We start from the raw sequence: 13,864 nt of genomic DNA on the forward strand, positions 1-13,864 counted from the left end.
AAAATGCCTCGACTCACCTCCCCCTATTCCTATAGAAACTAATATGGACAGGCATAGTTGATGGCTCTGTCGATAAAAGAGTGGTACCACATGATCAGCAACGCCACGATCGCCGATGTGTTATTAGCTCGCTTAATCCACAACTACCACCGAATAGAGCTGGGTGGTGATCGATGAGAAAACGGATAAAGCGGATAAAGGGGTCAGAGCGAATTACGGATAAAGGGGGCAGAGCGAATTAGAGAGATTTCGAATAAACTAAGATACTTTTTTTAATCAAAATCTCGTCAGTTAAAGCTCTAGCTCGTTTGTGTCCAAAGTGGGTTCGCGATCTCGCCCTGTAGTAGCTCTTGCAAAGTCACTAAAGTAATGACCATATATGCATAGCAAAGAATTTAAGAGTGATTCCCAACGCTTGGTATTTTATCTCAAGGTTAGTTTCGTGTTTACGGCGCAATGGTTTAGGCTTGGTGGTAGCGTTGCTCACACCCTAATGCGGCATTACCGTATATCCGATTGCCATACTTTCCCTAATGAGACTCATCATCTTAAGAGCTTTAACTCTAAGAAGCTTTTGTCCAAAAGTGAGTTACTAGCCAGTAAAATTCAAATCGAAGAAGCAAATACTCTGGTGTAAACGCGGCTGTGACCTTCGGCATCAGGGATGATGTCGTAGAGCCCACAGGGACAGTGCTTGTGGCGTGTCACAGAAGTGTTTGCACTTAAGCCCACGGCAGGTGATAGATAAACATGAAGCTATGTTTACCAGACAATGACCAAACCCAATCCCGCCCAATGAAGCAATCAAAAAAAATATTTGAAACTTGTTATCCGACAAGTAAACCCATTTCTGTCCAAAGACGAGTTACAAAATCCTCAACCCTAATGGCCTTAAAACACTCGCTTCTATCGACACATTTATAGAAGGTAAACCTGTATTTATCACTGGATAGATGAAGGGGTTGAGCACCGTTACTCACTTGGTTGATGATGCTGTTGCTTAAAAGAGTGCTTTTTTAACCGCGGCTTCTGAGTGTATGGCCGTCGTATCATACAAGGGAACCTGGGTATCTTGCTGGCCAACTAATAGCGCTATCTCGGTGCAACCTAGAATCACCGCTTGTGCGCCCTGAACATAAAGGCGTTCAATGATCTTCAGGTAGGACTGGCGAGATTCTGGTTCCACCTTGCCAAGGCATAGCTCCTCATAGATAACCCGATGAATAAGTTCTCTATCTTGAGGCTCAGGCGTTAGCACCTCGATACCATATTGCTCGGTCAAGCGTCCCTTATAAAAGTCCTGCTCCATGGTAAATTGTGTGCCCAATAGCCCAACGGTTGTGACTCCGTCTGCAATAAGCTTATGGGCAGTAGCATCGGCGATATGCAGCAGTGGGATCCCTACTGCTTGCTCTACTTTTTCGGCGACCTTGTGCATGGTGTTGGTACAGATCATGAAAAAATCTGCCCCCGCGGCTTCAACCGAGCGCGCTGCGTCGGCGAGTATCTCGGCGGTTTCATCCCACTTGCCTAAGTGTTGCAGGCGTTCAATCTCGGCAAAATTTACGCTATAGAGGGCGATTTTTGCCGAATGCAATCCACCGAGTTCACGCTTTATGCCCTGGTTTAATGCCTGATAATAACTCGCCGTAGACTCCCAGCTCATGCCGCCTATCATTCCTATGGTTTTCACCCTCTCTCCTTGACCGTCTTGTCTGGCCCTTGTTTATTAGACCCTGAATTTTCTAGATAGACTAACCGGTTTGACCTTATGATCACAGTGAGCCAGATCAGCAAACTTGTACCGCAAGATTAACAGACTGAGTCAGCGCATCGAGTGTCTTACCCGATGCCATGGCCAGAGACGTTCAAGGCGACTATCGAAGTGCATATCAAGGTGAATATCGAGTCGTAAGCATCGAGGCAAAGCTACGCCGATAACATAATAGAAGCCGAGTTGGTTGAAGCCTAACTCGCTTAGGTTAATTACGCTGTAAAACGAGCCAGCAGCATAAACTGGCAGCAAATACAAAGGGCTATTGATGAGTCATTCTCTCAACAATAGCCCTTATGTTTACCCTAGGCTCGGTGTTTACCGCGCAGGCTAGCCTTATTCAGGTTCGGGTGCTGGGTCGGCGACCAAGAGCACACCGCGGGCATAATCCACCACCGAGGTACTGGCCACCACAGCGCCAGCGGTCACATCTAAATTCATTATTCCTTCGTCGGCAATGACCGGAGTGGATGACCAGAGGTAGGAATAACCGCCTTCCGCCTGAGCAATCGCATCGACATTAGGGAAGATCACACTGTTCATCGCAGGATACACGCAGCGCTGCTCGCGTATAGAAATCAGCTCTTTGATGTTAGGCACGCGCCAATTTGTCTTATCAGCGAAGTGATATAGCTTATTTGCCTGATTATTTCTGGCGTTGTCGGCCGCTTGCAGCGCTCCTTGCCAGAAGACAGTCACGGGCATACCATCACAATATTTAGTCTCATTGTTCCAGCTTTGGCCTACAGAACAACGCATCCAGATCAGTTTAGTGGCTTGATCTGTCACCGTGCCGTCATTGTTATCGATAAATCTTGCGGTCGGTGTGGTCGCGTCGAAACTCATTTCACAGGCTTGCTCTACTGCCGTCGCAGAAAAACTCAGGGTTATCGCCGCCGCTAATAGTAATTTATTCATTATATTTCCCTAATTCTCTTATTTAACACCGACAAGACGGACTGGCAAGGCTGATGGATAATCACAATCATCTTGAGTGACACAGTATGAGTAAGACGTGGTGGCCCCCATATACCAGCGGTTAAAACCTAAGGTCCACATGTAGGCAGACTGATCCATCGAGGCATAATTTTCTACCGAAGGCGTACTGGTCCAATAATCATTATCCGCCGTATTGGGGAAGAACTTGATGTCGACAGCCATCTGCACATCATCACTACCTGAATCAGTAGAGGCGAAGTTGACCAGGCTGTATAGCTGATCGAAAGTCGGTAATTGCCAATCTTTAACACCGCACAAACCTTGTTTATCATCTAGCCCATTCAGATAGGTCTGATATTGCGCCGTGGTACAGATACCATTGGCATCATCACAGCTGGCCTCATCAATCTCACCTTGGTTGATCACTCGCTCATCCTTGATATAGATCAGCAGATGATCTTTATCTTGCACACCTATGCCATCGGCGGTTTTATTTTCCCAAATAAGCCCGCTATTGAGATCTTTAACACAGCTCCACAGCTGAGCATCGGCGGCCAATGCCTCGCCCTTGGCATCGAGTTTCTGATAACTGAAGCCCGCGAGCCCGTCACTGTTATCATTGTTGGTTTTATCTAGGCCATAGTCGGCATCTTGTCCGGCAAACTGCTCATCTCGGTTTTCAGCGGCGAATGAACTGCCATCGGTAAACAAGGTGATCCCTGTGTCTGTCATGGGATAAGCCGAATTTAGCTGACTGGCGTAACCTACGATATCTTCTGCAAAACCTGTTATCTCTTCGTCAGTCATGCCGGCCCATGAGGCCAGATGCTGGCTCATCGCGGCCAGTAACGTCGGCGATTGAGCCGCCTTAGCGCCTATCGCTTGCCACATGGTGTCAAATTTAGGCTTAAAATCGGTCAAAGCATCATGATGCTGTAACAGGCTGGCATCGGTTGGCAACTCAAGCGTAAACTGCTTGTTTAGGCTTGTTGCTATCGAGGCTAATGCCTTCTCTTGTGTCATGCCGTTCAGCATAAGACCAGACACCATGCTGGAAACCGGATTGAGTGTCACCTCACTCTTATCGGCAATAGCCGCAGATGCAAGGTAGCGCATCATGGGCTTGTCACTGCCGGCATCTTGGCTCTGTACTATGTAGTAATTATTGAGCACGGCCACATCTTCGCTGCTCAGCGTCGCGACACCGGCCGTCATATCGGCTTGGGTTTCACCCGCATCACAGACGAAATTCTGGTTACCATCGGCGCAGACCTGACCATCGACACTGGTATCGGCAGCAAAGCTAACGCTATAAACCTTAGCGGGTTCAATAGTCGGTGTTGTGGTCGAATCATCGCTCGAACCACAGGCGGTTAATCCGGCACAAACCAGTGCGAGATACAGAGGGCTTAGGGTTTTGTTCATGGTACTAGTTCTCCATTTTTCCATATTTTCGTGTTATATAAGCGCAACCAAGCATCCACAGTGTCCAGCCTAGGCTGCCACCTGAATCTTTAGGTTTTTCATCGGGTGTCTCATCTGGTTGTGGGCTAACATCTGGCTGACTACAGGTGTATTCACTCACCTGGCTCAAGCCCCATGAAAGCAGTTGGCCCTCGTTACCGGCGTCGTGATCTATGATCTGCAGCTGCCACTTGCCCGTCAGACTCTCATCTATGACTGCGGACCAGTCGATATCGGCCACACTATTTGGCAAGGTCTGATCGAAACTCGTACGCGGGTAATAACCTCGGTCCCAGATATCGACCTGCAGACCCGACGGGCTGATGAGCTTGATGCTGAGCTGGTCAAATTGGGGATGCTCTATGTGCAGTGACAGGGTAAGATCTTGATTAATCTTCAAATCTTGCTGACTAAAATCCAGATAGAAGTTGTTCACCCCCATCTCCCTAGTCAAACCGACATCATTGGCCGTGGCATCGAGCAAGTCTCCGCCGGTGCCTGTGGCCGTCTGATAAGCTCCTTCGCCTATGGTCACACCGAGTGCGAGGCGGGAGTGATTTATCGCGGCAATATCACTGGTATAATGCATATCGACGGGCAATATTATCTTCTGACCACAGGTTAACTTGTCCCCAAGCACTAAGGTAAATTGTCCGTCTATCGCCCTGCTATCACCGGCGAGCAATTCAGTCATTGGCGTCATATCACCACTCACCTCGACACCGCCGGGTAAGTCTACGAAACTCAAGCTAATATTTTCTAGTTTTGCCACCGCAAGATTTTGCAGAGAAAGGTTTAGCGGCACAGATCCGGCCTGCTGCTTCACCGCACTGGAGATAATTAATTCGATGGGGTCTAAGATCAAACCATGCTTATCGAATTGCTGTTGCAAGATGGCGGCATAGTCTTTATCCGGGTGCATACGCGCGGCCATGTCCAGCGTCGATAGGGCGAGCTGATCCATACGCACCCCAGCACCCATGCCATACATGGCTTCGATAACGATGCGTTCAAAATCATCGATAGCCTGCTCGCCATGGCTTTCGAACGCCCGGCGCATCCCCTGAAATAAGGGGGTCGACCAGAGCTGATCGCCTAAAGTATCTTTGACCCACTGGTGAGCCGGATAGTTATAATTAGGATTATATTTAGCCGATTGATCGTTTAATGTTCTGGGCTTACGATTACCGAATCTGGCATCCCAGTTAAACAAGACATTTGGCTCAAAAATTTGGCCTTGAGGATCCCTGAAGCTGTGCACTCCGGCGTAGAAATCGGAAAACCCCTCGCCTATGGCACCACTGTCGCCGCCCTTATCGCTATTATTGATGAAATGCAGCAAACCATGGCCAAATTCATGCCAGATCACATCAGCATCTTCACCGTCGGGCACCCCGCCGATGCCGAGCAAGATCCTATTCTCGAGGAAAGAAAACGCCGACTGATCGTTAGTGCCGCCGCGAGCATCCACCTCGATGGGCGCATAAAATATCTGGCTTGTGTCTTGATAACCCAAGCTCTGCAGATGACGTTGAGCCTTGTCCAGATGATAGTAAGCCATGACCTGAACAAACTCATCGTCATGACGGCGCCACTCCATCTCCCCTGTCAGCAAGGGAGATGGATTAACGGGCTCGGCTAAGTCCACCACCTTGGCATAGGGTCCGCTGAGCATGAAGCCCGCTTCGACAGCCTGAAGATCTTGCAGCTCGACTCGGCTATAGGCAGCGTCTGGTAACAAGTCCGTCAAGGCTTGTTGCTCCAGACTCTCATCCATCAGCTTGGTCTTAGGATCGGGATCGAATACCAGCGCCTCGAGACTCTTGCCTGTGAGCAAGTCACCGGGGGTAAAGTCAGGCTGATACGCTTCAACCGTGCGCTCCTGGCCCAAAAATTGTTTATGGTCTAAGTCGATGTAGAAAGAAAACGTCGCCTCAGGTTCGAGCTGTTTAACCTTCACCTGCCACACGGGCTCAAGGCCCGACGCCTCGGTTAACCACCAACCTTTGGCTAGACCTAGGATGGCGAAATTATCCGCTTCGATGCCGATAGCCAGGGCAATGGCACTCGACTCGGGTTCAAGATCAGACTCAGGCCAGGTGAGTGATAGCAAGAAAGTAACCGACGCCTGATAGTAGCGAAAGGGCATGCCGGCTCGGTTCACCGCTAAGGCATCCACCACGGAAAATAGCGGTAGCCCATCTATCAGAGGATAGAAACTGTAGTAATGGCCGAATACGCCGCGGCGTTCGTAGGCAAGTTGATGCGCCCTTGAAAACTCTTGGCTCAGATAAGCATTGGCCTGACCTGCACCTGCTAGCGGGGTGGGGCTCGAGGGAGTCAGAAAATGTAACTCACTGGCTCCGCAGACACCGCTAACGAGCAGAGCTACAGCCGCTAATTTAAACTGATGTTGCATACTTCACCTAAAATTGATAAGAGACTGAGGCGCTAAAAGTGCGGCCTGGCTGAGTGGGCTGGTAGCCTGACGTGCCAGCAACATCTTGGTAGCGCACATACTCTTTATCGAGTAGATTTTTAATCGACAGATTAACTTTGAAGTGAGCGTAGACTTCATATTGGGCGGCTAGATCGACAATCACCCAGCCCGCAGGTACCGGGCAATCCTGCGGGCCGGTGCGAGAATCGACACAGGTGGTGACATTAGTCATCTCACTCGCTCCGTTAATCAGGCCCGAGAGGCGTAAGTTGTCGTATTGATAGTTGAGGGAGACCGAGCCCTCCAGTGGGGTCAAGGTGCGTAACTTCTCGCCAGTATCATTATTCTTGCCATCAACCCAGCCCATTTGAAACTGGACGTCCAGGTTTTCAGTCAAGTCATAATCTAGGTTGAATTCGCCGCCCCAGGAGCTGGCGTTGTCGATGTTAACAAATTGGCGTTCAAATACGCCGTCACTCATGCGAAGACCGACCTCGATCCAATCGATGAAACCATAGTACTGGCTATAGTAATAACTCGCCGCTATGTCCAGATCTTGCCACTGCCAGCGCATGCCCAGCTCAATACTCTCGCTGGTTTCTTCATCCAAATCAGAATTGGGGATGATCTCAAACGGCGGCATGGCAAACAGGTGAGGAATACTGCCATAGACCTTGTCGTAAGGCGCGGTGCGGTAGCCTTGAGAGTAGGCGAGATAGACATTGATATCTTCACCGGGATCATAGCTTAACGCGACACTGGAAGAGACATTATCTGAAGCGTTATCTTCCAGTTTAATGTTTGATATTTCAGTTTGTTCTGGTGTCAGGCTATTGCTGTCATAGCGGCTACTGAGTAGCAGCCCCCAATTATCACTCAGGCTAATATCATCTGAGATATAGACACTGAATGAGTCGGTGCTGGCATCGGCAAAGGACTGATTTGACCAGTAGGTTTGTTTACCGTTCTCAATCATAGTGCGCGCCTTGGCGCGCGAGTGGAGCGAGCGCAGCCCTTCTACACCATAGAGGAAATTATGTTCCATGGCGTATAGTTCAGTACTCAGGTCCATGTCGATGCTGAAGCCATAGGTCTCCTCCTTAAATGTTTCATCACTCTCGTATCTACGATATCGCTCTTGTACGTTAAGAAATGTCCGTGTGAGTACATCGTTTACGTTATTTTCGTTTTCAGTCTCGCCATAGTAAATCTGACTCGATAGGTTATCGAACCAGGCTAAGGACTCGGGCGAGTATTGCATCTTGACCTGCTGCACCATTGAGCTTTGTTCTTCATCTCTATTGCGCTTTACCACATCCCAAGCACCATCAGGCTGTGGCACGGTATCCGGTGCCCAATGTGTCGATTTACTCTGGCTCTGCCAGTCAGTGTTGACGCTCAATAGCCAGTGCTTATTGCTGACAAGGTTAGTATTGAAAGAGATACTGGTGCCATCGATATCGGCAGGGGATCGCGTACCCGCATAGTTTTGTTGCTCATGGCCCTGCCATTGACTCGCACGTAACATGACTGGAATATCAAATGCCTTAGTCGCAGCGGTGACAGATATCTTTTTCTGCTCGTTGACGCCGCTGTACAAGCCTTTTAACGACAGGTAATTTTTATGATGATAGAGGTAATCTGCCGCTTCCTTGGTCTCGACTTTCACCACCCCCCCTAAGGCTCCCGAGCCGAAGAATGAGGATGCGGGGCCCTTGGCCACCTCGATAGATTTAACATCATCGAGATCGAAGTTAAAACGTCCGACACTGTCGTTAATGTCGCTGGCACCATAACCATCGGCCATGCGCACGCCGTCTTTTATCATCAGGATTCGGTTGCCTGTGATGCCTCGAATGGTGATGTTCTGCGGCGTACCCGCAGAGCCCGTCACAGAGACGCCGGGTTCATTTCTAAACAGATCAGACAGTTCGGTGGCCACCAAGTTTTCGATATCTGCTGCTGTGATCACCACGGCACTACCCGATATCTCGGTCAGAGGTTTCTCCAAGCGGGTGCCGATAACCTTGATCACCTCCAGCTGGTCTTTTTTGTGTTCACTCTTTGTTGGGGATTCGACCTTTGCATATGATAAACCACTGTATATGCTGGTAATAACGGCAATTGAAATGGGTAATAATTTCATAAACATCGTGCTGTAATTGCGAAAGGCCAGCACCATACACTTAGATAGTAATGATTACCATTTAGATTACAAAGAAACATTCGTTAACATGATGTTGATCACGTTAACAGTAATGAGATCGATTATTATTTGCGTTGAGCGCACATGTATATATTATTCCTGCTTTTTTTACAGGAACCACAAATCATGAACATCGCCTTGCTCGAAGGGCTGCTCGCTAACCTGTCTGAATATTTGATGACACCGGTACTCATTTGTATCGTCTTATTATTGATCTATGCCATCTATGCCATGGGGCGATTCGCAGGCTTGTTTTACGTCAGGCGTAAGAATGCCCAGTTATACAGGCTGACGATTCAAATCAAAGAACGAAAATGGTATTCGGGTTATCCCATACACAACTATTTCGTCAATAACCCAAATGCCTGTGAAGATGAACTAGAAATCTTCGCCCTCAAGAAGCTTGAAAATTTACGTGTCGTCACTCGCGTAGCCCCCATGCTGGGACTCATTGCCACCATGGTGCCCATGGGGCCGGCGCTCAAGGCCCTCGCCGACGGTAATATTCAAGGGATCAGCGAGAGCCTTATCATCGCCTTTGCCTCGGTGATCTGGGGTCTGGTCATCGCCACCCTCACCTTCTGGCCAGCATCGGTAAAGAAACGTTGGTTCGCCAGCGAGCTGATTAATATCCGCAAGTTAAGGGGAGAGTGAAGGTGCGTTTCTTAGATGAAGACGAAGAGCTCAACCCTATCCTGTCCAGCGTCAACCTGATCGATATTTTTCTGGTGCTGATCGCCGCCCTGCTGATCGCCATCGCACAGAACCCCTTGAACACATTTTCTGCAGAAAATGTCACTGTGGTGAAGAATGCTGGCAAGCCCAACATGGAGATCATCGTCAAGGAAGGTAAGGAGATCAAACATTACAAATCATCGGGCAATATTGGCAGCGGTCAAGGTGCCCGTGCCGGCATCGCCTATAAGATGGTCGACGGCTCGATGATCTATGTCCCCGAAGACGGCGAAATTGCCACCTCAGATAAGCAAACTGCCACAAATAACAAGCTATAAAGCGAGCGAAAACTTCATGTTCCTACGTGTATTAATCCTGATATCCATGTTTTTACCCGGCCTTGCCCAGGCAGACACCTCGGCTGACACTCAAACAGGTGCCAAGCGTGTGCTTATGGTGATGTCGAATTATAATTCGGCGCCCAAGAAGGCACTGTTAACCAGACTGGCAAAAGAGCAGCCATTTGAACTCATTCAACTCATCACCAAGGGCAAGTCAGATAAAGAGATAGCCGCGCAATGGCGCAGCGCCGATCTGGTGATGCTAGATGGCATCAATCCCGCGTTATCTCAGTATATGTTCGAGAAATTCGAAGTCATAGCCAAGCAATTCCCCAAGTTGAAAATTGTCTCTCTGGGGGATCTCGAAGGTGACACATTCAATCAGAACCTTGCCGATGAACAGAGTCAGCGACTGGCAGATTACTTTCGTCATGCCGGAGGCAGAAACTACAAAAACCTGATGATTTATATCGCCACTGATGTGTTACACATCAGTAAAATAAAGGCTGATGCACCTAGAACCACCCCTGTGACTGGCCTGTATCATCCCCAATATCCTGACTTGTTGACCGATGAGGAGCAGGCATTCTTCACCTGGCTTGCCCCCACAGAGCAACAAGCCGTTATCGCCATCGGCATTCACCGCTCTGCCATCGATTATGAACAGCAAGAGGTGATCGATGCCATGATCAACGGCATAGAAGCTGAAGGCCAACGGGCCTTCGCCTTCTTCTACGACGATAAGGAGGACAAGCTAAAATACACGGACTTGTTGACAGATGACAAGGGGCAAACACGCGCTAACTTGATGATCAACTACCGCTCACTGCATTATGTTAAGCAGCGCCGGGAAGAATTTGAGCAGTTAACCATCCCAGTGATCCATGCACTCAACTATGTTGACGGTGACAGCGAACAGTTTGCACAGGCTCAAGCTGGAATATCGCCGGGTTTAACCCCATTCTTCCTGGTGATGCCCGAAGACACCGGCAGTATCGATCCTGTCATCATAACCGCTAATGACAAGGGCAATAAGCAGGTGATGCCGGCGCAGATGGACGCGCTTATCCAGCGCGCCATCAAGCATGCCAAACTCGCCATCACGGCCAATGAAGACAAGCGAGTGGCCGCGTTTATCTGGAACTATCCTCCCGGAGAGAAGAACATAGGCGCCGCATTTCTTGACGTTCCCGCCTCACTCGAGGTGATAGCCAAGGCGATGAGACAAGACGGTTATAACGTCAAGCCAAAACCTGCCAAGGAGATCATCGAGGCGGCAGGCAAGCTACTGCGTCCCTATTATCGTAACGAAGACGCCAGTGGTCTGTTAGCGCAAGATCTCGCCGACCTCTTGCCCCTGGCCGATTATGAAGCCTGGTTTGCGAGCTTGCCAGGCTCGGTACAAGAAGGCATCAACGACCGCTGGGGACAGGCCAAAGACAGCCCCATGATCACCACTAAAAAGGGTGAGCTGGCCTTCATCATTCCGCGAATGAACCTGGGTAACCTAATCGTGCTTCCTCAAGGGGGGCGCAGCAACGACATCTCGGAGCACGGCTCCTTGTATCACGACATGAAGACGCCGATAAACCACGGCTACCTGGCCATCTATCTCTACGCCAAGCAGATATTTAACGCCGATGCCTTCATCCACTTAGGGACTCATGGCTCACAGGAATGGTTATTGGGTAAGGAGCGCGGCCTGTCGGTCGATGACTCGCCCAACCTGGCCGTGGGTAATGTGCCGGTATTTTATCCTTACATCATAGATAATGTCGGCGAGGCCATGCAGGCAAAACGCCGCGGCCGGGCAACCACCATCAGCCACCTGACGCCAGGCTTTGCCAAGGCTGGCCTGTATGCCGATATCGCTAAACTCAACGATCTACTATCGAATTATCGGCTGTTAGATGAAGGGCAAACGAGGGAGAATACCAAGACCCAGATCACCAAGAACGTCGAAGCCCTCAATCTGTTAAAAGATTTGGCCATGAACAGGGAAGAGTTTGACCGTGACTTCGATCAGAATCTGGCCCGACTTCAAGATCAACTTACCGAGATGGCCGAGCAGGCTCAGCCGCTTGGGGTGCATACCTTCGGCTTGTTACCCAAGGAGCAACACCTGTATAGCACCATGCTGCAGATGTTGGGCGATGATTTCACCAAGGCGGCCAAGGCCTACGAAAATGACCACCGCCTAACGCTGCCCGCCGATGAGCAAACAGACAGGCTGAACGTGACTCGTCTCGAGGCCTTAGCCGGGTTCCAACTGCTACAGGCATACATTCAGGGCCAACAACTCGAAGGCTTAAGCGAAGAGCTAAACGCCTGGCTCACCACGGCGCAACAATATTGGGACAATTTTGCCAATATCGCCGAAACAGAAAACCTGCTTGCCGCTATGTCGGCCAAGTATATTCCCGTGTCTTATGGCGGCGATCCTATCCGTAGCCCGGAATCTGTGCCTACCGGACGCAATCTTATCGGTTTCAACCCGGCTAAGGTACCATCGAAAGAAGCCTATGAGGCAGGCGTGCTCTTGTTAGAGCAGACGGTGGCAGATTACCGAGAAAAGCATGGTAAATACCCACAGAAACTGGCCTTCTCTCTCTGGTCACTCGAAACCATGCGTCATCATGGCGCACTAGAGGTGCAGATCCTCCATGCCCTCGGGATCAGGCCCACATGGGATGCGCAAGATGATGTCATCGGCATTGAGGTCATTCCAATGAGTGAGCTCAAACGCCCAAGGATCGATGTGGTGGTATCGGCGACTGGCCTCTACCGTGACGCTTTTCCCAATGTCATGTTATGGATGGCAGACGCCATCGACACTATAGCCAAGATGAAGGAGGACAATAACTTCGCCTATCGTCACTCTCAAACATTGAAGCTACAGCTGGAGCAGCAGGGCAAGACACCGGAGGAAGCGGATTATCTCTCCAGTATCCGCATCTTCTCTAACGATTCGGGTAACTACGGCACGGGATTGGCGGATCAGACCTTAGATTCTGGCAGCTGGGAGACCGATGATGCCATGAGCGAGCGTTACCTTAAACGTATGGGTTATGCCTATGGCAAGGATGAGAGCCGCTGGAGCGAGAAAATACAAGACGTGGATCTCTATGGCAAGGTGTTATCCGGTACCGATGCGGTGATATTCTCCCGCTCGACCAACCTCTATGCCCTGTTGACCAATGACGATCCCTTCCAGTATTTCGGCGGCATGGGCCAGGCTGTGCGTAAACTCGACGGCAAGACGCCCGAAATGTACGTGAGTAACTTACGGCGTAAGGACAAGATAAAGGCGCAGACCATGGCCAGTTTCCTCAATAACGAGATGCGCGGCCGTTATCTGCATCCTCGCTGGATCCAAGCCATGCAGGAGTCGGGTTATGCCGGCGCCACCACCATACTGGATCGTATCAACAGCCTCTGGGGCTGGGAGGTGATGACCCCAGAGCTGGTGCGGGACGATCATTGGCAGTCGATATTCGAGGTCTATGTCGAAGACAAGTACCAGCTGGATATGCAGGCCTTCTTCGAGGAAAATAATGCCCACGCCCTGGCGCAGATGTTGGAGCGCATGCTCGAAGCCAATCGTAAAGACTACTGGAAGGCCGACGAGGCGACGCTGAAGAAAATGCTGGAAACCTATATCAGTCTCGCTAATCGCTTCGATGTGGTCACCGACAACGACAAGTTTACCGAATTTGTCGAGACACAAGGTGTTGGCTTTGGCCTAGCACCATTGGCACCAGCCATGGCGGCGCCGGCTCAGACTCATACGTCCAAGGCGAAACAAGAAGTCAGCGGGCAGAAACTAGAGCAGGTGCAAAAACCTAGCGAGCAAGAAGAGGATGACTACTGGTATCTGCTACCCTTATTCGTCTTGCTGTTTATCTTCTTCGCCGGCGCGGCCAGGCCCCTATTGGCGAGAGAGCCTCAGCTGATAAAGAGCCTCAGACAGTAAAGGACCTTAGCTGATAAAAATCCTAGGCTAACCCACGCACATTTTCGTGCAT

9 protein-coding genes are annotated in these 13,864 nt (G+C 50.0%); 4 read left to right on the forward strand and 5 right to left on the reverse strand.

Annotated elements, in window-relative coordinates; translation table 11 throughout:
• Positions 1 to 379 precede the first annotated feature (379 nt).
• Positions 380 to 637 (forward strand): hypothetical protein, encoded by a 258-nt coding sequence (locus HRU42_RS09220; RefSeq protein WP_295030499.1) that lies wholly within the window; start codon positions 380 to 382, stop codon positions 635 to 637.
• A 363-nt stretch (positions 638 to 1,000) separates the two neighbouring features.
• Here the strand turns inward: HRU42_RS09220 and HRU42_RS09225 are convergent, their stop codons facing one another.
• The 5 genes from HRU42_RS09225 to HRU42_RS09245 form a co-directional block, all read right to left on the reverse strand.
• Positions 1,001 to 1,693 carry an aspartate/glutamate racemase family protein gene (locus tag HRU42_RS09225; protein WP_295030500.1) on the reverse strand — a complete coding sequence of 231 codons (693 nt, stop codon included), beginning with the start codon at positions 1,691 to 1,693 and terminating at the stop codon, positions 1,001 to 1,003.
• Positions 1,694 to 2,110: 417 nt separating this feature from the next.
• Positions 2,111 to 2,692, reverse strand: a complete 582-nt coding sequence (locus HRU42_RS09230) for a DUF1566 domain-containing protein (RefSeq protein WP_295030502.1) — start codon at positions 2,690 to 2,692, stop codon at positions 2,111 to 2,113.
• Positions 2,693 to 2,710: 18 nt separating this feature from the next.
• Positions 2,711 to 4,138, reverse strand: coding sequence for a DUF1566 domain-containing protein (locus HRU42_RS09235; protein WP_295030503.1), 1,428 nt, complete (start codon positions 4,136 to 4,138; stop codon positions 2,711 to 2,713).
• 4 nt (positions 4,139 to 4,142) lie between these two features.
• Positions 4,143 to 6,596 (reverse strand): proprotein convertase P-domain-containing protein, encoded by a 2,454-nt coding sequence (locus HRU42_RS09240; protein ID WP_295030504.1) that lies wholly within the window; start codon positions 6,594 to 6,596, stop codon positions 4,143 to 4,145.
• A gap of 7 nt (positions 6,597 to 6,603) precedes the next feature.
• A complete protein-coding gene (locus tag HRU42_RS09245; protein WP_295030506.1) occupies positions 6,604 to 8,763 on the reverse strand; it encodes a TonB-dependent hemoglobin/transferrin/lactoferrin family receptor in 2,160 nt (719 codons plus the stop codon).
• A 186-nt stretch (positions 8,764 to 8,949) separates the two neighbouring features.
• Between HRU42_RS09245 and HRU42_RS09250 the strand changes: the two genes are divergently transcribed.
• The 3 genes from HRU42_RS09250 to cobN are packed head-to-tail and all read left to right on the forward strand — an operon-like array spanning position 8,950 to position 13,812.
• Complete coding sequence (locus HRU42_RS09250) at positions 8,950 to 9,477, forward strand: MotA/TolQ/ExbB proton channel family protein (protein ID WP_295030508.1); 528 nt, start codon at positions 8,950 to 8,952, stop codon at positions 9,475 to 9,477.
• A gap of 2 nt (positions 9,478 to 9,479) precedes the next feature.
• Positions 9,480 to 9,836, forward strand: coding sequence for a DUF2149 domain-containing protein (locus tag HRU42_RS09255; RefSeq protein WP_295030510.1), 357 nt, complete (start codon positions 9,480 to 9,482; stop codon positions 9,834 to 9,836).
• A 16-nt stretch (positions 9,837 to 9,852) separates the two neighbouring features.
• Positions 9,853 to 13,812, forward strand: a complete 3,960-nt coding sequence (gene cobN / locus HRU42_RS09260; protein ID WP_295030511.1) for a cobaltochelatase subunit CobN — start codon at positions 9,853 to 9,855, stop codon at positions 13,810 to 13,812.
• Positions 13,813 to 13,864 lie beyond the last annotated feature (52 nt).

The sequence above is a fragment of the Shewanella sp. genome, from assembly GCF_013214165.1.
Taxonomy (GTDB): Bacteria; Pseudomonadota; Gammaproteobacteria; order Enterobacterales; family Shewanellaceae; genus Shewanella.